We start from the raw sequence: 17,898 nt of genomic DNA on the forward strand, positions 1-17,898 counted from the left end.
TGCGCGGCCCGCCCGTGCTACAACGAACAGCTGGATCAACGCGGACCGGGCGGCGCTGCGTGCGGATGGAAGGCGGCGCGACGTCCGGGCCAGAAACGGAGGACGCAATGTTCAGCCACATCACCGTTGGAACCGACGATCTGGAACGGGCGGGCCGGTTTTACGATGCCATCCTGTTCCCTCTCGGCCTGGTACGTCGGCACGTCGAGCCGGATGGTTTTGCGGACGCCATCTGCTGGATCGTGCCCGGACAGCCGCTGCCCTGCTTCTATGCGCATATGCCCTTCAATGGCGAGCCGGCCACGGTGGGCAATGGCTGCATGGTGGCGTTTCGGGCGGCCTCGCCGAAGCAGGTGGACCAGGCCTATGCGGCCGGCATGGCCGCCGGCGGCAGCGACGAAGGACCTCCTGGCGAACGGCGGCACTACGCGCCGGGGTACTACGGCGCGTACATGCGAGACCCCGACGGCAACAAGGTGCACATCGTGCATCGGGGCGACCACGCCTGATGCGCAGGCGGCCCGGCCAGCGCACTCGCGCAACGGGCCAACGCTGCCGTCGCGGCGACCGACCGGGCGGTGGCGCATGCTGCCTTACGCCTCCGTCGGCGTCTTCAGCCGGTAGATGTCATCCGACGAACCGATGCGCGCAAAGAACTCATATCCCTTGCGAGCCATGTAGTTCTCCATTCGCGTGCGCGGATAGAACTCGCCGCTGTTCTCCACCAGAATCACCTTGGGCTTCGTCGTTTCCCAATCCAGTGAATCGAGCACGGCGAACTCGTGCCCCTCGACGTCCACCAGCAGCAGGTCCACGTCATGCCGGTCCTTCAGCACGGCGCGCAGCGGCATGCTTTCGACCTTGACCACGTTCGCCTCGAAGCCCTTGCCCATCGACAGCGTCTCTTTGTAGACCGAGCTCACCTGGTTCTCCCAGCCATCCTCATCGATGACCTGGTAGAAATCCTTCACCCCGGCATCCGTGTCGACCAGGCCCCTGATGAACTGCGTGTTCGGGCGCTGAACGCGGAACGCCTCGCTGTAGTCGATGGCGTCGATCGATATCCCCGTGAATCCATACTCGTTCTCGAGGAAATACGAATTCGAATTGAACCTCGGGTGATTGCACCCGACTTCGACGAAAAAGCCGCCCGGGGAGATCAATCCGAACTTCTCCAGATAGTAGTCCTGCCCGTATTGCGAGGCGTATCTTCCGCCCAGCTCCACGGGCTTCAGGTACCGCACTCCCTTGGGCACCAGCATCATGTGATTGATGAAATTCTGCCCCGAGTGATAGACAGTCGCGGAAAAGGAATAGAGCGCCCGGTTCCGCTTAAGCATCCTGCGTATCAGCCTGATCATGTCCGCCCCTTGCATCAGCCGCTGTGGTTAATGCCTGCCGTCGGCCCAACGCTCGCCTGTCCGGATTTCTCTGTAGGCCAGTCGGCCTACGTCGGAATTTTTACCCATGATATCGTCGGCCAGACAGACGGCAAGATGACCAAAAGGCTGCCAGGCGGTACCGCCCGGGGTGCCGCCCAAACGGCTGATGCGCGGCCGGCGCGCGGGCGCAGTCCACGCGCCGCGCGCTTCATTGCCTTGGTCGGGTCACTGGATGGCCACGCTCATGCCGCCATCGGCCATGACCACCGAGCCCACCACGTAGCTGGCGCGATCCGATGCCAGGAAGGAGATCACTTCCGCGATCTCCTCGGGCTGCGCCGCGCGGCCTATGGGCGATCCGCGGCCGTGCTCGGCCAGGAACTCCGGTCCGTCGGAACGGATGTGGTTGACGATGTTGGTCACCGTGTCGCCCGACCCGACCGCATTGACGCGGATGCCATGCGGAATGGCTTCCAGGGCCAGCGAGCGGGTCAGCTGCGCCAGCGCGCCCTTCGAGGCCGCATACGACGAAATGCCGGGAAACGCCTGGAAGCAGGCATACGAGCCCACATTGACGATGGTGCCGGAACCCGCGCCCATCATGTGGCGCATGACCTCGCGCGAGAACAGGAACGGGCCCGTCGCGTTGACGGCCATCACGCGGTTCCAGTCGTCCAGGCTCGTCTCGACCAGCGGCTTGACGGTGATGATGCCGGCATTGTTGACCAGAATGTCCAGCCGCCCGAACTGGTCGAGGGCCGTCTTCACGGCCAGCGCGGCGCTGTCCTCGCGCGCGACGTCGGCCACCAGGGGCACGATGCCGTCGCGAGCCAGCGCATGCACGTCGTCGCCCAGGCTGACGGCCACTACCCGCGCGCCCTGGCGATGCAGCAGTTCCGTGGTCGCCCGGCCTATGCCGCTGGCCGCGCCCGTCACGATGGCAACGCGGCCGGACAAGGGCGCATCTTGCACAAAGGTCTGATGTTCGGTCATGGAGTGCTCCTTAGTCGGGTCATGAGTTCGATCATGGCGGCCGACGCGTACAAGCCTGCGTCGACCCGGCATCCATACTAAGCATGCTGTCCGCGGCGGGCCAGATGCATTCCTATGACGACATTGCCTATTCCTATCCCGCCATGACAGCCTATGGCGTTGAGTCGGCCCGGCGCGGCGCTCAAACCGGTGCGGCGGTATGTGCGGCCAGGTCGGCCGGTCCGATTGCCGGGAACACGGCGCCGGTCAGCCGCTCCGACTCGGTCCACAGCCTGGCCGCCACCTCGATGTCCAGCGCCTGCGGCGGCGCCTTGGCGACGGCGGGATAGCCTCGCGTTTCGGCGAGCCTGTGCGGGCCGTAGTAGCCGCCGGCTTTTGCCTGCGGCGAGGTGGCGGCGTACAGCGTGGGCAATGCGCCTTGCCACGCTGGCTGAAACAGGAACCACAGGTACCGGCGGACCACGCCCGCGGCGCTCGACGCGCCGGCGCCATTGGGCAGCAAGTCTGTGCGCGCGACGCCCGGATGGGCGGCGATGCTCTGGATGCCCCAACCCGCCGCAGCGCTGCGGCGCTGCAGTTCGAAGGCGAACATCAGGCACGCAAGCTTCGACTGGGCATACGCCGCCATGGGCCTGTAGTCGTGCTGCGACTGCAGGTCGTCGAAACGGATCTCGCCGTCCCGGGCCGCGACGCTGGAAAGATTGATGACGCGCGGGGCATGCGCCTTGCGCAGCAAGGGCAGCAGCTGCGCCGTCAGCGCGAAGTGGCCCAGATAGTTCGTGCCGAACTGCAGCTCGAATCCGTCGGCAGTCGTCTGTCGCTTTGGCGGCGTCATCACGGCCGCGTTGTTGATCAGCAGGTCCAGGCACGCCAGCGATTCCCACAGCCTCTCGCCGAATGCGTCGATGGATTCGAGGCTGGCAAGGTCGAGCAATTCGAAGCTGACGGCCGCGCCAGGCGCCTGCCGGCGAATCCTGTCGACGGCGGCCGCGCCCTTGTAAGGGTTGCGGCCCGCGATGATCACGGTTGCGCCCGCGCGGGCCAGCGCCATTGCGTCCTCGAAACCAAGTCCGCCGGTCCCGGTGACGACCGCGGTGCGGCCGCGTTGAGCAGGAATGTCGGAAGCTGTCCAGTTGGCCATGGCCCGTGCCTTACAATGCGTGGAAGAATTTGAAGTGCATATGAATCAGCACTGAGTGCAAACTTTAATGCACTCGGTGCAAGTATGCAACAGACCACCCGATGCCGGAATCCCCCTCTACCGCCACCGCCACGTCCGAAGAAGGCCTGCGCGACCGCAAGCGCCGCGAAACACGTCAGCGCATCGCCGAAACCGGACTCCGCCTGTTTCTGGCGGACGGCTACGATGGCACCACGCTGGACGCGATCGCCAGCGTAGCGGGCATCTCTCGCCGCACCTTCTTCTCGTACTTCAAATCCAAGGACGACATTCTCATCTACTGGCAGTACGCGGGCTGGGCCAGCATGCAGGCCGACCTGCTGAAGATGTCGCCAGACCTGTCGCCCCTCGATGCGGTGCTGGACGTCATGGTCAAGCACATCTCGCGCTACACCACCGAGGAGATGACCGCCATCGACAAGCTGATGCGCTCCAGCGCATCGCTGGCGGCGCGCAAGCAGGCCTTCTATGCCGAACAGGAGCGCATGCTGTTCGATACGCTGTGCGAGGTCTGGCGCCAGCCCGAGCGCCGCCCCGCGCTCCGGATGGTGGCCATGGTGTCCATCGGGACGATGAGGGTGGCCATGCAGGCATGGAGCGAACAGGCCGGCGCGCGCAAGCCGGCGGGCCGATTCCTTCGCGATGCCTTCGAACGGTTGAAATCGGAACTCTGACTCAGGGCGTGGTCCCGCGCCCGGTCATTGCCCCGGCGCCTGCAGGCCGCCCTGTATCAGCGAGGCGTACGTACGCACCACGTCGCTCCTGCGGGCCTTGCCGCGCACCAGCGCCGCCGACAGCGCCTCCCCGGCGCCCACCAGGGCGATGCAGCGCCGCTTCAGTTCGGCGGGCGGCAATTCGACGTGCGGGCGCAGCACCGACACGAACATCTGCACGCAGTTGTCCAGCAATTCCTGGAACACCGCGGCCTTTTCCTCGTTCCCCGCCAGGGCCGCGCCCACCGCATGGAACTCGTCCGTCATGTCGGCCGCGCAATCGACGTACGCCGCCGCCAGGACGTGGGCGGCGCCCTCCAGGCTGTGCTCCCGCGCCGCCATCGCTTCCTGGAACACTTTCACGCGCTCCATGTCGATGGACCGATACAGCTCGATCAAGAGGGCCGACCGGGTGCCGAAGTGGTCATACGCCACCGGCTTGGACACCCCCGCGCGCATGGCCAGATGGCCCAGCGTGAGCCTGTCCGCGCCCTCTTCCCGGATGATCAGCAGCGCGGTGTCCAGCAGCTGGCGCCGCCTTTCCGCCTTGGAAAGCCTGCCTGGCGCTGCTGTTTTCTGCGCCGCCGATCCTTTCATATCGCCCTTCATTTTGTCACCGTTGCCTACCTACCAACGGTAGTAAATCATACCTACCAATGGTAGGCTGGTTGCACGTCCTTAGGCAAAGGAGGCGTGGCAATGGCGACAGTCACCGCTACCCGTGCGGCCGGTTCCAGGCTGGCGGGCATCCGGTCCTCGCAGGTCCAGGTCAATGGCGCTGCGTTCCGTGTGCTCGAGCAGGGCCAGGGCCCCGCCGTGCTGTTCTGTCATGGCTTTCCGGATACGGCCGAAACGTGGCGCAGCCAGATGCATGCAGTGGCCGCGGCGGGATACCGAGCGGTGGCGCTGGACATGCGCGGCTACGGGGGCAGCCACGCGCCAGCAGAGGCGGATCTCTACAGCGCTCCGCATATCGCCGGCGATCTGGTCGGCCTGCTGGACGCATTGACCATCCCGTCGGCCGTCATCGTCGGCCACGACTGGGGCGCCGAACACGGCTGGCGCGCCATGCTGATGAGGCCGGACCGGTTCCGCGCAATGGTCAGTCTCAGCATTCCCTATGCGCCGCGTGGCGAACTGAGCCACTGGGAACAGCTGCGCGAGCAGGGCCTGGGCGAACGCTACTACGCCTTCGACATGATGAAGCCGGACGCGGAACGTCGTTTCGAGCCGGCCGGGCAGACCATACCCGGCATCCTGTATTGGCTGTCCGCCAGCGCACCGGCCGGCGCGCGATGGAACCCCGTCGACCCGGCGCTGCACATGCTGCGTCCCGCTCCGGTTGCCGTGCCCGGCTGGGCCGATCCCGGCTACGTAGCCCACAACATCAAAGCATTCGAGGCGAGCGGCTTTCGCGGCGGGCTCAACTACTATCGTGCCGCGCAGGCCACCTTCGACCTGATGCCGGCGTTCAAGAATATGGTCATCCGGCAGCCCTGTCTGTACATCTACGGGGCCGCAGACGGGCTTGCCGACGTCTTTCATCCCACGCCTCCCGCGCTGGCCGAACTGCGGCGCGCGGCGCCGGGTCTGGTCGACTGCATCAGGCTGGAGAACGTCGGCCATTGGATCCAGCACGAGGCCGCCGATCGGGTGAATGCGGAATTGGTCGCCTTCCTGGATGCGATCGGCCCGCCCAGCGAAGGAGGCGGCCGTGGCTGAGTCCGCGCCCCTGACCGACTCCGCCGACTCACGTGACGACATGGCGCTGCAAGCGGCGGTGCGCGCAGGCGATCTCGCGCAGGCGTACGCATCGCTGCGCGCCGGCGCAGATCCCGATCGCCGCGATCCCGAAGGCCTCACGCCGCTGATGGTCGCCTCGGGCCGGGGCCAGCCGCAGATGGCAGAGCTGCTGTTGACGGCGAAAGCCGATGTGCTGGCCGTGGAGCCGCGCATGGGCGCGACGGCGCTGCACAAGGCCGCGCTGTCCGGCAGTACCGACGTCATCGTCCTGCTGCTTGACCACGGCGCGTTCATCGACCAGCAGTCGCCCATCGTCGGCAACACTGCGCTGATGGATGCCGTGGAGCACAGGCACGCCGCGGCGGTACGGCTGCTGCTGCGACGCGGCGCCAAGACCACCCTGAGAAACCACTACTGCATGACGGCGCTGGACCTGGCGCGCCGCGATGGCCTGACAGACATCTCGGCGCTCATCCAGCATGCGGACAGTGCGCTCGCCGATGCACGGCAGGCCTGTGCGCTGCTGGACGCCGCCAAGGCGGGCGATGCCGCGCAGGTCGAACGCCTGATCGCGTCGGGATGCGATCTGGATGACCGCGCACCGATGGTGGGCGACGTCGACGATGATTACACGGCGCTCGGCATCGCCGCGCGTGAGGGCCATGCCGACGTGCTCACGCTGTTGCTTGCAGCGGGCGCCGATCCGCGGCGCGTGAACGGACTGATGCGGGCCACGCCCGGCCACGAAGCCGCCTATGCGGGACATGCCGATGCGCTGCGCAGCTTGACGGCGCATGCGGCGCAGGCCGGCCCGGCGACATTGGAGATCGATGCGCAAGGCGCCTACAACGGCTACACCGCCCTGCACGACGCCGTCTGGCGCGGCCATCTGGAGGCGGCGCGGGCTCTGGTGCAGGCCGGCGCACGCCTGGACCTGAAGTCCCACGCCGGCCTGACGCCCCGGCAGCTGGCGCTGCGGCTGGGCTACGACGATATCGCGCAACTGCTCGGGAAAGCCGAGGGCGCGCAACTCGGAAACGCATGAGCGGCACCATCAAGCCGCATCAGGCGGGTAACGCTCAACCCGCCTGCCGCCCCTTGCTGCGCAACGGCTCGAACTGCTCCGCCAGCCATTGCGTGAACACGCGCACGCGCGCCGACAGCTGCCTGTTCTGCGGATACAGCACCGACACCGGCATGGGCGGCGGCGGATGGTCGGGCAATAGCTCCCGCAGCAGGCCATTGTCCAGTTCACGCTCGATGCGATAGCGCGGCACCTGCACGATGCCCAGGCCCGACAAGGCCGCGCCAGTGTACAGGTCGGCGCCGTTCACCACGATACTGGCCTTCAGCCGCCGCTCCACGACGTCCTCGCCCACGCGAAAGTCCAGCGGCACCGGGCGCCCCGTGGCGCTGGACACATAGTCCACCGCATAGTGGTTCTCGAGGTCTTCCAGGCTGTGCGGCACGCCATGCCGCTCCACGTATCGCGGACTGGCCACCGTCACCTGTTCGAGTGACGCGACCTGCCTGCCTATCAGCGTAGAGTCCTGCAGGGCGCCGGCGCGCAGCACGCAATCCACGCCCTCTCGCACCAGGTCGACCAGCCTGTCGTCCTCGCCCACGTGCAGGACGATATCGGGATAGGCGTCCAGAAAGCCGCCCAGGTTCGGCACCACGAAATACCTGGCCAGGGTGCCCTGCAGGTTCACCCGCAGCAGCCCCTTCGGCGGCGCGTTGCGAAAGGCGCTCTCGGTTTCCTCCAGGTCGGCCAGCAGCCGCACGCAGCGGCGGTAATAGTCCTCGCCTTCATGCGTCAGCCGCACCTGGCGCGTGGTGCGCTCGAGCAGCCGAGCGCCGATGCGCGCCTCCAGGCGCTTGATCAGGTTGGTCACCGTCGCGCGCGGAATCTGGAGATCGTCGGCCGCCAGCGTGAAGCTGCGGCGATCCGCGACGCGCACGAAAACCTGCATTTCCTGGAAGCGGTCCATGACGGAAGTCGTTGGCTTGGTGGTGGGCGCACGAGGCTCGGAGCGGCCACAGGAGCGGGATGCAGCCAGGCCGGCGCGAGCGGTTTATTGAAGCAAATGAAATTATGAACTTCAAGAAGCGCTGATTATCTGCGAAACGGAACAGTCCACAATGGTTTCCATGAACTCTTCAACAAGGACCCCAGCTATGACTCTCTCCAAGATCGCTCTCGTCACCGGCGCCTCGCGCGGCATCGGCGCCGCCATCGCCCGCCGCCTGTCGCAGGACGGCTTCGCCGTCGCCATCAACTATGCCAGCAACGCCAAGGAGGCCGATGCCCTGGCGGACGAACTGACGCGCGGCGGCGCCCGCGCCATCGCAGTCAAGGCCGATGTCTCCAGGCCCGACCAGGTGAAGGCCATGTTCGGGGCCGTGGAAGATCAGCTGGGCAAGATCGACGTGCTGGTCAACAACGCCGGCATCCTGAAGACCCAGCCGTTGGCGCAGACCAGCGACGAGCTGTATGCCCAGACCTTCGGCATCAATACCCAGGGCGTATTCAATACCCTGCGCGAGGCCGCCACGCGCGTCAACGATGGCGGCCGCATCATCAACCTGTCGAGCACCACGCTGGCGCTGAACCTGCCCGGCTACGCCATCTACAACGGCACCAAGGCGGCGGTCGAGGCCTTCACCCGCGTGTTCGCCAAGGAACTGCGCGGCCGGCGCATCACCGTGAACGCCGTGGCCCCCGGTCCGGTGGCCACCGACCTGTTCTTCAGCGGCAAGACCGAAGAGCAGATCCAGAACTTCGCCAAGATGCCGCCGCTGGAGCGGCTGGGCGAACCCGAGGACATCGCCGGCGCCGTGGCCTTCCTGGCCGGCAAGGACGGCGGCTGGGTCAACGGCCAGGTGCTGCGCGCCAATGGCGGCCTGGCCTGACGCGCCTCCACTATCGGAGAACACCATGAGCCACTCCCCCACTCCCTCCGGCGGCTACGTGATCATCACGGTGGTAGCCGCCGCCACGGCGGCGCTGGCCGCGGCCAGCGCCCTGGCGGTCGGCCTGCCGGTCTGGGCCATGTTCATCGGATGGATCGCCTTCTACACGCGCGGGCTTACCACCCGCTCGGCCCTGGAGAACCTGGGCTGCGTATGGCTGGGGCTGGCGATCGGCGCGCTGGCCGCGACGGCCGCCGGCATGCTGGCCCCGCAACTGGGCATGGCCGTCGCCCTGCCCGTGGTCGTGTTCGTGGTCGCGCTGATCGTGGTGGCGCTGCGCGGTCTGCCGGCGTTCAACAATCTGCTGGGCTACTTCCTGGGGTTGGTGGCATGGTTCGCCGCGCACCTGGAGCCCGCGCTGGACCATGTCGCGCAACTGGCCGGCGCCAGCGCCATGGGGTCCCTCGCGGGATGGGTCTCGCACTACGCGCCGCGCCGGCTGCTGCAGGCCTGAACGGCCTGCTGCCCGCGCGATGCATGGACGGCGGGCGGCCTGCTGCACGCCTAGTGCGCTTCAGGCCCCCCGCCCAGTCGCTTCATCAACGCCATCGCGTTGGGCACGGCCTCTCCCTGTGCCGTGTTGTCGAAGATGCACCAAACCGTCCTGCCCTGCTCGTTCGCCAGCCGCATCTGCACTGCGACGGCTTCAATGAATGCCTCGTCATACGCCGAGTAGTACATCCGGGGCGCGCCATGCAGGCGGATATAAAGCAGCTTCGACTGGCACCAACGCTCGATGCCCGGAACCGGCGACGGGTGTGCCAACACGTACGCGATGCCATGCTGGTCCAGCAAGTCGGCCCCCGCCTCCGTGAACCAGCTTTCATGCCGGGGCTCGCAAACAATGGGGCCCCGCGTGAACCTGCGCAGCAACGAGAAAAAGCGAGCGCCCTCGCCCGCATCGAACGCGAGACTGGGCGGCAGCTGCACCAGCACACAGCCCAGCTTGCTACCCAGGGGCGCCACTTCTTCGAAGAAGCTGCGCATCGGTGGTTCGCACTCTTTCAGGCGCCGTTCGTGCGTGATGGCGCGCGGCATCTTCACGCTGAAGCGGAAAGCGGCCGGCACGCTGTCGGCCCAGCGCGCATACGTCTTGGGTTGGTGCGGCCGATAGAAAGACGAGTTGATTTCCACGCAAGGGAACACCTGGCCGTAGCGCTCGAGGTGCGTGCCCGGCGCAGGAAACACGCTCGCGACCTTAGCCGAGATCGACCAGCCCGCGGTCCCCACCAGCATGTCCCTCACGCGCAGCCTTCCACATAGGCCAGCACGGGCATCAGGCCCGCATGGATGAGCTTCACCTTGCCATCCTGCCCTATCTCGAAACGGAATGCGGGACTGCTGGCAGAGGCGTCGGCCGACGTGAGGTACTTGGCCGGAGGCGCCTCGTACTTGTGCAGCGCTTCGACCAGACCCGTGAAGCGGTTCTTCACCTCTTGTTCGCTTGCGCCGATACGCACGCCTTGCGCCGTCAGGTCCGAGCGCTGGCCGATGGTGATGCGCTGCACCTTGCCGTCGGTGACGATGGCATAAACGCCCGGATAATCGAGCGAGCTGACCGTGCGGCAGGCATCGCTGATCTGGGCTCCGCGCTCTGCCCAATTTCCGTTTTTGGGCACGGCTTCCCCTATGCGCAGATCGCGCAGGCCTTGGAGCGTGAGGCCGTTCGCGGCGCGGGAGGAATCCGAAGAGGCGGCGGGTATCGGCGGCGTTCCGGCCGCACCCGGCGTGCCGGCGGTGGTCTCACTGCCCCGGCCTACCGCGCTGGCGCCTTGGCGGGCGTTGCCTTCCGATGGCTCCCCACCAGGCGAACAAGCCGCCAGCGCAAGCGTCAGCGCAATGAGAGGAAGACCGATGACAAGCCTCGAAGAACTTCCCGCGCCGGGACGCTTGCTTGCAGAACTCGAACCACGCATGCGACCGCTCCTTGCACTGCTGGTGTAGACCGGTCCATCTTATCGTGGCGCGATCCGGGCATAGGCAGCACAATTTTCCTGATGCAACGATATGTTCTGGGCCATCTTCATCGCCAAGGTTCCGCTCAACATTCCGTTGGCATTCGCCGTCTCTGCATCAGCTCGTAGAAGGCGACGACGTTGGCCTTGTTGCGGTCCGTATCGGACATTGCTATCTCCGGTAGGCGCGCAGCCGTGCCCGAACCTTGTTCGGATGCGCCAGGCGCTCACCCGCGACCGGCTACGCCGGCAGTTTCCACTGTCCCAGATGCGAATACACCGCGTCGCGAAGCTGCCGAACCTGCCTGTTCACCTCCGCCAGTTCCGCGGGCGTCTGCCCGGACGCCACCAGCAGCGACTCGCCCAGGCAACCCGCATTGTCGCGAAGCCGGCGGCCTTGCTCGGTCAGCGCGACCACGACCTGGCGTTCGTTGTGAGGATTCCGGGTACGCCCAACAAAGCCCATGGACTCGAGCCGCTTGAGCAAGGGCGTGAGCGTACTGGGTTCGAGGGCAAGCTTCTCGGCGATGCCGCCGACCGTCTGATTGTCCTCGCGCCACAGGACGTTCATGACCAGGTACTGGGGATAGGTCAGCCCCATCTCGTCCAGCAGCGGCTTGTAGATGCGCTGGATGGCGATGCCCGCCGAATAAATGGCGTAGCAAAGCTGGTCGTCCAAAGGAGGTGGCGGGCTTCCCTTCTTTTTTGTCATGGCTCTACTCCTGTCGTGCTTCAGGGTAGCACGCAGCACAAATATATATCGCGATAAAAAATATTGCTTGACACTCGAATGAGGGCCTCCTAGCATTTCACTTATCGCGATAATTGTTGTCGCGACAAACCAAGGGAGATCCACCATGAAACTGAAGACCCTGATGGCCGCCATCGCGGCAACCGCCGGCATCACCGCCGCCTCGCTGGCCCATTCCGCCGACCGCATCCCCGAAGGCCAGGCCGTCCGCAATGTCGTGCTGGTGCACGGCGCCTTCGCCGACGGCTCGGGCTGGCGCGGCGTATACGACGAACTGACGGGCCGCGGCTACCGCGTGACCATCGTCCAGAACCCGCTGACTTCCCTTGCCGATGACGTCGCCGCCACCAAGCGGGTGCTCGACCGCCAGGCCGGTCCGACGATTCTCGTCGGGCACTCCTACGGCGGCACGGTCATCACCGAGGCCGGCGTCGACGCGAAGGTAGCCGGCCTGGTCTACGTATCCGCGCTGTCGCCCGATGCCGGCGAATCCACGGGCTCGCAGTTCAAGGACATCCCTCCTCCCAAGGAATTCGTCATCGAGACGCAGAAGGACGGCTTCGGCTTCGTCAGCCTGGAGAAGTTCAAGATCGGCTTTGCCGGTGACCTGAGCGACGCCGACGCCGCATTCCTGCGCGACTCCCAGGTGCCGATCAACATGTCCATCTTCGAAACCAAGGTCACCCAGGCCGCCTGGAGGAACAAGCCGAACTGGGCCATTGTGGCGACCGAAGACAAGGCCATCGATCCGAAGCTGCTGCGGCACATGGCCAAGCGGATCGGCGCGCAGGTCACCGAGGTGCAGGCCAGCCACGTGCCGTTCGTCACCCAGCCCAAGGCCGTTGCCGACGTCATCGATCGTGCCGCGCGCAGCACGTCGCGCTGATCCGGGCCCGCTGTCCATGCGGGCCAGCCACGACTTCCTCGCAATTGACCGGAAACCAAGAATGAATCATGAATCGGCCAGACAGCACGAAAGCGATACCGAAGGATCGAGGCCCCGCGGGCTGAGATCGAGCTATGACTTCATCGTCTGCGGAGCGGGCACGGCGGGCAGCGTGGTTGCCGCCCGCCTGTCCGAGCAGCACGATGCCCATGTGCTGCTGCTGGAGGCGGGCGGCGACGATACGGGGGAGAACGTCTCCGATCCCGCCCGCTGGCCCGCCAATCTGGGATCCCGCCATGACTGGGCATTCGAGAGTGTGCCCAACGCGGGCCTGAACGGCCGGCGCCTGGCCTTGAACATGGGCAAGGGACTGGGAGGCGGATCCAGCATCAACGTCATGGTCTGGGCGCGTGGACACCGAAGCGATTGGGATCACTACGCTGCGGAATCGGGAGATGCGGCGTGGGGCTATGAATCCGTGCTTGCCTGCTATCGCCGGATAGAAGACTGGCAGGGCCGCCCGGACGCGCTGCGTCGTGGCGTCGGAGGGCCCGTCCACGTGGCGCCGGCCGTCGCGCCGCAGCCGCTGGCGCTGGCCACGCTGCGGGCGGCCGAAATGGTGGGTGTGCCCTGCTTCGACAATCCCAACGGCGAAATGATGGAAGGCCCCGGCGGCGCCGCGATCGCCGACTTGCGCATACGCGACGGCAAGCGGCAATCCGTGTATCGGTCGTACGTGCATCCGCGGCTGCATCAACCCAATCTCACCGTGGTGACCCATGCCATGGTGACCAAGCTGCTGTTCGAGGGCAGGCGCGCGACAGGCGTCGAGGCGCTGATAGACGGCAGGCTGCACAGCATCCGCGCGCACTGCGAGGTGGTGTTGTCGATGGGCGCCATCCACACGCCCAAGGTGCTGCTGCAGTCGGGCATCGGGCCGCGAGAAGAACTGCGCGCGCACGGTATAGACGTCGTCCAGCACCTTCCCGGAGTCGGTCGCAACTTCCACGACCACATCGCCTTCGGCTGCACCTGGCAGTATGCCGAACCCCAGGCCGTGGGCGCCGGCGGATGCGAATCCACGCTGTACTGGAAGAGCGATTCCCGTCTCGATGCGCCCGACCTGCTGCATTGCCAGCTCGAGTTCGCGGTGCCCTCGCCGCCCGAGGTGGGCGTGCGGCCGCCAGAACACGGCTGGACCATGTTCGCCGGACTGGCCCGCCCCAAAAGCCGTGGCCGCATACGGCTTTCCGGGCCTGGCCACCGGGATCCCCTATTGATCGATCCCAACGCACTCAGCGATCCGGAAGACATGGCCGCCGCGCTCGCCACGATCGACCTGTGCAGGGAGATGGGCAACCATGCGGCGTTGAGCGGCCTCGTGACGCGCGAGGTCGTGCCCGGCTATCGCGACCGGCGGCAGATGGAGCAGTTCATCAGGGATTCGGCCGTCACGTTCTGGCACCAGTCGGGCACCGCCAAGATGGGACGCGACGCCATGTCGGTGGTGGACGCGGAACTGCGCGTATACGGAATCGACAACCTGCGCATCGTGGACGCGTCGATCATGCCGCGGACCACGGTGGGCAACCTGATGGCGCCATGCGTCGTGATCGGGGAGCGGGCGTCCGATATGATCCGGCGGGCGCACGGGCTGGCGGCGCCGGCAGGGCCGCGCATTTGATCGGATGCTCCTGTACCTGCCAGGCACGCGGCGGGTCGGGCTTCGCCATCGCAGCGACTAAGCCGTGGGAATCGTCCCACCATCCACCACATGCTCCGTTCCCGTGATGGCGGCCGCGCGCGAAGACGCCAGGAAGGCAATGAGGTTGGCCACTTCCATTGGTTTGGCCGGCCGTCCCAAGGGAATGCCGCCCAGCGACTCCATGATGATGCGCTTGCCGCCCTCGTAGTCGGTGCCCGCCTCTTTGGCCAGCCGCTCGGCCAGCGCCACGGACGCTTCGGTTTCGATCCACCCGGGCGCCACGCGCACCACGCGCACGCCCTTGGACGCGACCTCCTTCGACAGGCTCTTGCTGTAAGTGGAAAGCGCCGCCTTGGCCGCGGCATAGGCGGTGGTGGCTTCCGGCAGCGGCAGCGCGCGCTGGATGGACGTGACATGCACGATCACGCCCTGGCCTTGCGCCAGCATTGCGGGCAGCAAGGCACGATCCAGCCGCACGGCCGGAAGCAGATTGAGCGCGAGCTCCTGCTGCCACTCGTCTTCCCCCAGCGCGGCGAAGCCTCCGCCCGGCGCGGAAGATCCGCCGAGCACGTGCACGATGATGTCCACGCCGCCGAGCTTCGACGCCACGGCGTGCACCACTTCATCGCACCCATGCACCGTGGTCAGGTCGGCAGCGATGAACATGACGCCGGGCCGGTCCGCGGGCACGTGCCGCGCGGTCGCCAGCACCTGTGCCCCGAGTTCGGTAAACAGGTCGACCACCGCCCTGCCCAGTCCCTTCGTGCCGGCCGTGATCAACACGCGCTTGCCCTTCAATTCCAGGTCCATGGCCATCAGCCGATCTCCAGGGATTGAATCCTGCCGCCCTTCAGCACAAAGACGTGGTCGAGCTGTACGGGACTGCCGGGAAAATTGCCGACGACTCGCGTCGCGACGGTGACCTGGTCGCCGTCGTGCGAGACGCCCAGCGGTTCCACGGTGTATTCGAATGCGCTCTGCGCTTCGGTCTGCCAGGCCATGATGGCATCATGGCCGCGATGCGTGCGGCCTTCGTCCCGGACGGTCGCATCCGATGCGAAGCAATGGGCAAGGCCCGGGATATCGGCCTGGCGGCAGGCCTCGAAATAAGTCGCGATGGGGGCAGGCAGAGAAACTGGCATGCGTCCTCGATGGCTGGGTTGCGGTGCGATAATTTTGCGCATCGGCTATCCGCTCGACAAGAACGCACGAAAAAGTTAGTGACTGACAGATGAGAAAGCAATACACACCCGAGAGCGCGGCGCGCGACGTGGAACAGGTGATCCGGCTGCTCGAAGGCCGGTGGAAGCTGCTCATTCTGTTCCACCTGTTCGGGGGGCAGGTGCAGCGCTATTCCGACCTGGAGAAGCTGATACCCGGCATCTCGCAGAAGATGCTGGCGCAGCAGCTGCGGCAACTGGAAGGCGATGGCATCGTGGTACGCACGGTGTATCCGGAAGTGCCGCCCAGGGTCGAGTACCGGTTGACGGAATGGGGCCAGGCGCTGTGTCCCGCGCTGGACGGGCTGTTGCGGTGGGCCGAACAGAACGATGCGCTGGCCGCGGGATAACGCAATGCCCTCTCTACGCCTGGACAGCCTGGAAATCTTCCAAGACGTCGTACGGCATGGCGGTTTCCGCGCGGCCGCGGTCAGCCGTGGGGTGTCGTCGTCGGCCATCAGCCAATCCATCAACGCCCTCGAAGAGGCACTGGGCATCCGCCTGCTGCACAGGACCACGCGCAGCGTGGCGCCCACCGAGGCGGGCGAGCGTCTCCTGGAATTGCTTACCCCGGCCCTGCACGACATCCGGGTCGCCCTCGACCACCTGAATCAATTCCGCGAGAATCCTTCCGGCACCGTTCGGATCAACGCGCCCGGACCGGCGGTGGATCATGTGCTGCTTCCGCTGGCGTTGGCGTTCATGCAGATGCACCCGGACGTGAATATCGACATCGTGAGTGATGCGGCCATCGTGGACATCGTCGAGCAGGGCTTCGATGCGGGCGTCCGATTCGGCAACCAGCTGGCACAGGACATGATCGCCGTGCCCTTGGGACCGTCGCTGCAGTACGCCATCGTGGCCTCGCCCGATTATCTGCGGCGGCACCCCGCCCCCGCGTCTCCCGGCGAACTCGACCGGCACGAATGCATCCGCCGCCGCTTCCCCGGCGGCACCATCGTGACCTGGAAGTTCGCGAAGGACGGCGACGACCACGAGATCATGCCGAAGGGCCGGTTGACCCTGAGTTCGGCACACCAGGAGCGTCAGGCCGCGCTTGCTGGCGCGGGTATCGCGCATCTGCTGCAGGACTACGTGCAAGAACATGTGCAACATGGCCGGCTGGTCGAAGTCCTTGCCGATTGGAAGCAGAAGCTGCCCAGTTGGTATCTGTACTACCCCAGCCGGCGGCACACCGGCGCGGCCATGCGCGCCTTCCTGGACTACATCCGCGACTACCAGTGGCCTTAGGCCCCTGCCAGCACAAGCACCTCGTGCACCGCGCTGGCATGGTCGCCCCCGACGCGCGTGCCGCCTCCGAAGACGTGGATCCGGTCGCCCACGGTGGCCGCTCCGAGGCCGTGCCGGGGCGTGGGCAGGGGCGGCAGCATGCTCCAGCGGTCGCTTGCCGGATCGTAGACCCACGCATCCGCGTACACCTTCTGCTCGGGCACCCACTGCTCGCCGCCGAACACGTACAGGCGCCCGCGGTAAGCCGCCGCGGCCAGGCCGCCTTGCGCCTGCGGCATCGGCGCGCGCGTGGTCCAGCGATCGGTCTGTGGATCGTAGACCTCGAGCGAGGCCACGTTCACCTGGCGCAGCGATCCGTCGGGCTGCTTCAACGCCTGGCGCCCGCCCACGACGAACAGGCGTCCGTCGATCACCGCGGCCGCCGCGCTGTTGCGCGCGGTGGGCGCCTGTGCGATCGCGGACCAGCGCCCCTGCGCCGGATCGAATACCAGGCCCTGCGCGGTATCCACGTGCTGGTTGAAGTGGCGCGCGGCCTCGTGTTCTCGTGTGCGTCCTCCAACCAGATAGACCCGATCGCCGATGGCGGCGCATACGCCCTCTGCCGAAGGATAAGGCAGCGGCACGCCGTCGCTCCAGCGGTTCGCGACGGGGTCATACACGTAGGTCGACGCCTGGGCGCGCCAATTCGGAAAGCCGCCGCTGAAGCCGCCCACGCCGTAGATACGGTCGCCGGCGGCGGCAAGCGCGATGTGGTGGCGTGCCTCGGGCAGCGTCGCCAGGCGCGTCCATTTGTCTTCGGCGGGGTCGTAGGATTCGAAATGCGCCGAATAGCCCGTGTTTGGCGCAAGCAGCCCGCCGGCTACGTAGATGCGCCCATTCAACACCTCGGGATAGAGTTCCTGGCGCGCCAGCGACGGCGGGGCCGCCGTGGTCCAGTGCATGCCCCCTGCGGCCGCTTGTGCCAGGGCATTACGGGCCAGGGGAAGCGCAGTCAAAGCCGCGGCGAGCCGCAGGATATCGCGTCGTTGCATGGTTGGTCTCGAACGTTGTGTGTCGAGAACCATGTTAGGTAGCCCGCCATGCAAAGACTAGACGGAATAGGCTGAACAGCTTGATAAGCTGGGTTAAGTAATCGCGGCCGGCGAG

21 protein-coding genes are annotated in these 17,898 nt (G+C 66.3%); 10 read left to right on the plus strand and 11 right to left on the minus strand.

Annotated features, from left to right (window positions below):
- Positions 1 to 107: 107 nt before the first annotated feature.
- Complete coding sequence (locus CAL15_RS08925; protein ID WP_086078263.1) at positions 108 to 509, plus strand: VOC family protein; 402 nt, start codon at positions 108 to 110, stop codon at positions 507 to 509.
- Between the two features lie 84 nt (positions 510 to 593).
- On the opposite strand, the gene CAL15_RS08930 is transcribed toward CAL15_RS08925, so the two are convergent.
- From CAL15_RS08930 to CAL15_RS08940, 3 genes are all read right to left on the minus strand, one after another.
- Positions 594 to 1,340, minus strand: a complete 747-nt coding sequence (locus tag CAL15_RS08930) for an FkbM family methyltransferase (RefSeq protein ID WP_157666631.1) — start codon at positions 1,338 to 1,340, stop codon at positions 594 to 596.
- 267 nt (positions 1,341 to 1,607) lie between these two features.
- The gene (locus CAL15_RS08935) at positions 1,608 to 2,375 is read right to left on the minus strand and encodes an SDR family NAD(P)-dependent oxidoreductase (RefSeq protein WP_086078265.1); all 768 of its coding nucleotides are present in this window, start codon (positions 2,373 to 2,375) and stop codon (positions 1,608 to 1,610) included.
- Positions 2,376 to 2,556: 181 nt separating this feature from the next.
- Positions 2,557 to 3,516: an SDR family oxidoreductase gene (locus CAL15_RS08940; protein WP_086078266.1), complete on the minus strand. Its 960-nt coding sequence runs from the start codon at positions 3,514 to 3,516 to the stop codon at positions 2,557 to 2,559.
- A 101-nt stretch (positions 3,517 to 3,617) separates the two neighbouring features.
- On the opposite strand from CAL15_RS08940, the gene CAL15_RS08945 reads away from it, so the two are divergent.
- Complete coding sequence (locus CAL15_RS08945) at positions 3,618 to 4,229, plus strand: TetR/AcrR family transcriptional regulator (protein WP_086078267.1); 612 nt, start codon at positions 3,618 to 3,620, stop codon at positions 4,227 to 4,229.
- 24 nt (positions 4,230 to 4,253) lie between these two features.
- Here CAL15_RS08945 and CAL15_RS08950 read toward each other — a convergent pair whose 3' ends face one another.
- A complete protein-coding gene (locus CAL15_RS08950) occupies positions 4,254 to 4,865 on the minus strand; it encodes a TetR/AcrR family transcriptional regulator (RefSeq protein WP_232468163.1) in 612 nt (203 codons plus the stop codon).
- A gap of 102 nt (positions 4,866 to 4,967) precedes the next feature.
- On the opposite strand from CAL15_RS08950, the gene CAL15_RS08955 reads away from it, so the two are divergent.
- Positions 4,968 to 5,990 carry an alpha/beta fold hydrolase gene (locus CAL15_RS08955; RefSeq protein ID WP_086078268.1) on the plus strand — a complete coding sequence of 341 codons (1,023 nt, stop codon included), beginning with the start codon at positions 4,968 to 4,970 and terminating at the stop codon, positions 5,988 to 5,990.
- Positions 5,983 to 7,056, plus strand: coding sequence for an ankyrin repeat domain-containing protein (locus CAL15_RS08960; RefSeq protein WP_198299185.1), 1,074 nt, complete (start codon positions 5,983 to 5,985; stop codon positions 7,054 to 7,056). Before CAL15_RS08955 ends, CAL15_RS08960 begins: the two co-directional genes overlap by 8 nt.
- 34 nt (positions 7,057 to 7,090) lie before the next feature.
- Here the strand turns inward: CAL15_RS08960 and CAL15_RS08965 are convergent, their stop codons facing one another.
- Complete coding sequence (locus CAL15_RS08965; protein ID WP_086078269.1) at positions 7,091 to 8,002, minus strand: LysR family transcriptional regulator; 912 nt, start codon at positions 8,000 to 8,002, stop codon at positions 7,091 to 7,093.
- Between the two features lie 187 nt (positions 8,003 to 8,189).
- On the opposite strand from CAL15_RS08965, the gene CAL15_RS08970 reads away from it, so the two are divergent.
- Together CAL15_RS08970 and CAL15_RS08975 are read left to right on the plus strand one after the other, a co-directional pair.
- Positions 8,190 to 8,924, plus strand: a complete 735-nt coding sequence (locus tag CAL15_RS08970; protein ID WP_086078270.1) for an SDR family oxidoreductase — start codon at positions 8,190 to 8,192, stop codon at positions 8,922 to 8,924.
- Positions 8,925 to 8,949: 25 nt separating this feature from the next.
- On the plus strand, positions 8,950 to 9,438 hold the full coding sequence (locus CAL15_RS08975; RefSeq protein ID WP_086078271.1) for a DUF1097 domain-containing protein: 489 nt from the start codon (positions 8,950 to 8,952) through the stop codon (positions 9,436 to 9,438).
- A gap of 50 nt (positions 9,439 to 9,488) precedes the next feature.
- Here CAL15_RS08975 and CAL15_RS08980 read toward each other — a convergent pair whose 3' ends face one another.
- From CAL15_RS08980 to CAL15_RS08990, 3 genes are all read right to left on the minus strand, one after another.
- On the minus strand, positions 9,489 to 10,220 hold the full coding sequence (locus CAL15_RS08980) for a DUF72 domain-containing protein (RefSeq protein ID WP_086078272.1): 732 nt from the start codon (positions 10,218 to 10,220) through the stop codon (positions 9,489 to 9,491).
- Between the two features lie 5 nt (positions 10,221 to 10,225).
- Positions 10,226 to 10,603, minus strand: a complete 378-nt coding sequence (locus CAL15_RS24635; protein ID WP_232468164.1) for a hypothetical protein — start codon at positions 10,601 to 10,603, stop codon at positions 10,226 to 10,228.
- 577 nt (positions 10,604 to 11,180) lie between these two features.
- A complete protein-coding gene (locus CAL15_RS08990; protein WP_086078273.1) occupies positions 11,181 to 11,651 on the minus strand; it encodes a MarR family winged helix-turn-helix transcriptional regulator in 471 nt (156 codons plus the stop codon).
- A gap of 145 nt (positions 11,652 to 11,796) precedes the next feature.
- On the opposite strand from CAL15_RS08990, the gene CAL15_RS08995 reads away from it, so the two are divergent.
- Both CAL15_RS08995 and CAL15_RS09000 read left to right on the plus strand, forming a co-directional pair.
- The gene (locus tag CAL15_RS08995) at positions 11,797 to 12,576 is read left to right on the plus strand and encodes an alpha/beta fold hydrolase (RefSeq protein WP_086078274.1); all 780 of its coding nucleotides are present in this window, start codon (positions 11,797 to 11,799) and stop codon (positions 12,574 to 12,576) included.
- A 61-nt stretch (positions 12,577 to 12,637) separates the two neighbouring features.
- Positions 12,638 to 14,260 carry a GMC family oxidoreductase gene (locus CAL15_RS09000; RefSeq protein WP_086078275.1) on the plus strand — a complete coding sequence of 541 codons (1,623 nt, stop codon included), beginning with the start codon at positions 12,638 to 12,640 and terminating at the stop codon, positions 14,258 to 14,260.
- 57 nt (positions 14,261 to 14,317) lie between these two features.
- Here CAL15_RS09000 and CAL15_RS09005 read toward each other — a convergent pair whose 3' ends face one another.
- Together CAL15_RS09005 and CAL15_RS09010 are read right to left on the minus strand one after the other, a co-directional pair.
- On the minus strand, positions 14,318 to 15,097 hold the full coding sequence (locus tag CAL15_RS09005) for an SDR family oxidoreductase (protein WP_086078276.1): 780 nt from the start codon (positions 15,095 to 15,097) through the stop codon (positions 14,318 to 14,320).
- On the minus strand, positions 15,097 to 15,465 hold the full coding sequence (locus CAL15_RS09010; protein WP_232468165.1) for a nuclear transport factor 2 family protein: 369 nt from the start codon (positions 15,463 to 15,465) through the stop codon (positions 15,097 to 15,099). Before CAL15_RS09010 ends, CAL15_RS09005 begins: the two co-directional genes overlap by 1 nt.
- Positions 15,466 to 15,512: 47 nt before the next feature.
- Here CAL15_RS09010 and CAL15_RS09015 point away from each other — a divergent pair, with 47 nt between their 5' ends.
- Positions 15,513 to 15,851: a winged helix-turn-helix transcriptional regulator gene (locus tag CAL15_RS09015; RefSeq protein ID WP_086078278.1), complete on the plus strand. Its 339-nt coding sequence runs from the start codon at positions 15,513 to 15,515 to the stop codon at positions 15,849 to 15,851.
- Between the two features lie 4 nt (positions 15,852 to 15,855).
- Positions 15,856 to 16,752, plus strand: coding sequence for a LysR family transcriptional regulator (locus CAL15_RS09020; RefSeq protein WP_086078279.1), 897 nt, complete (start codon positions 15,856 to 15,858; stop codon positions 16,750 to 16,752).
- Here the strand turns inward: CAL15_RS09020 and CAL15_RS09025 are convergent.
- A complete protein-coding gene (locus CAL15_RS09025) occupies positions 16,749 to 17,783 on the minus strand; it encodes a Kelch repeat-containing protein (RefSeq protein ID WP_086078280.1) in 1,035 nt (344 codons plus the stop codon). The genes CAL15_RS09020 and CAL15_RS09025 overlap by 4 nt on opposite strands.
- Positions 17,784 to 17,898 lie beyond the last annotated feature (115 nt).

The sequence above is a fragment of the Bordetella genomosp. 13 genome, from assembly GCF_002119665.1.
Classification (GTDB): domain Bacteria; phylum Pseudomonadota; class Gammaproteobacteria; order Burkholderiales; family Burkholderiaceae_B; genus Bordetella.

Excerpts from the sequence above, each read along its gene's own strand:
- CAL15_RS08990 (WP_086078273.1), bottom strand. The coding sequence starts at position 11,651 with ATGACAAAAAAGAAGGGAAGCCCGCCACCTCCTTTGGACGACCAGCTT.
- CAL15_RS08965 (WP_086078269.1), bottom strand. The coding sequence starts at position 8,002 with ATGGACCGCTTCCAGGAAATGCAGGTTTTCGTGCGCGTCGCGGATCGC.
- CAL15_RS09000 (WP_086078275.1), top strand. The coding sequence starts at position 12,638 with ATGAATCATGAATCGGCCAGACAGCACGAAAGCGATACCGAAGGATCG.
- CAL15_RS09010 (WP_232468165.1), bottom strand. The coding sequence starts at position 15,465 with ATGCGCAAAATTATCGCACCGCAACCCAGCCATCGAGGACGCATGCCA.
- CAL15_RS08935 (WP_086078265.1), bottom strand. The coding sequence starts at position 2,375 with ATGACCGAACATCAGACCTTTGTGCAAGATGCGCCCTTGTCCGGCCGC.
- CAL15_RS08925 (WP_086078263.1), top strand. The coding sequence starts at position 108 with ATGTTCAGCCACATCACCGTTGGAACCGACGATCTGGAACGGGCGGGC.
- CAL15_RS09020 (WP_086078279.1), top strand. The coding sequence starts at position 15,856 with ATGCCCTCTCTACGCCTGGACAGCCTGGAAATCTTCCAAGACGTCGTA.
- CAL15_RS09005 (WP_086078276.1), bottom strand. The coding sequence starts at position 15,097 with ATGGCCATGGACCTGGAATTGAAGGGCAAGCGCGTGTTGATCACGGCC.
- CAL15_RS09025 (WP_086078280.1), bottom strand. The coding sequence starts at position 17,783 with ATGCAACGACGCGATATCCTGCGGCTCGCCGCGGCTTTGACTGCGCTT.
- CAL15_RS08945 (WP_086078267.1), top strand. The coding sequence starts at position 3,618 with ATGCCGGAATCCCCCTCTACCGCCACCGCCACGTCCGAAGAAGGCCTG.
- CAL15_RS08955 (WP_086078268.1), top strand. The coding sequence starts at position 4,968 with ATGGCGACAGTCACCGCTACCCGTGCGGCCGGTTCCAGGCTGGCGGGC.
- CAL15_RS08930 (WP_157666631.1), bottom strand. The coding sequence starts at position 1,340 with ATGCTTAAGCGGAACCGGGCGCTCTATTCCTTTTCCGCGACTGTCTAT.
- CAL15_RS08950 (WP_232468163.1), bottom strand. The coding sequence starts at position 4,865 with ATGAAAGGATCGGCGGCGCAGAAAACAGCAGCGCCAGGCAGGCTTTCC.
- CAL15_RS08970 (WP_086078270.1), top strand. The coding sequence starts at position 8,190 with ATGACTCTCTCCAAGATCGCTCTCGTCACCGGCGCCTCGCGCGGCATC.
- CAL15_RS08980 (WP_086078272.1), bottom strand. The coding sequence starts at position 10,220 with ATGCTGGTGGGGACCGCGGGCTGGTCGATCTCGGCTAAGGTCGCGAGC.
- CAL15_RS08995 (WP_086078274.1), top strand. The coding sequence starts at position 11,797 with ATGAAACTGAAGACCCTGATGGCCGCCATCGCGGCAACCGCCGGCATC.
- CAL15_RS09015 (WP_086078278.1), top strand. The coding sequence starts at position 15,513 with ATGAGAAAGCAATACACACCCGAGAGCGCGGCGCGCGACGTGGAACAG.
- CAL15_RS08940 (WP_086078266.1), bottom strand. The coding sequence starts at position 3,516 with ATGGCCAACTGGACAGCTTCCGACATTCCTGCTCAACGCGGCCGCACC.
- CAL15_RS08975 (WP_086078271.1), top strand. The coding sequence starts at position 8,950 with ATGAGCCACTCCCCCACTCCCTCCGGCGGCTACGTGATCATCACGGTG.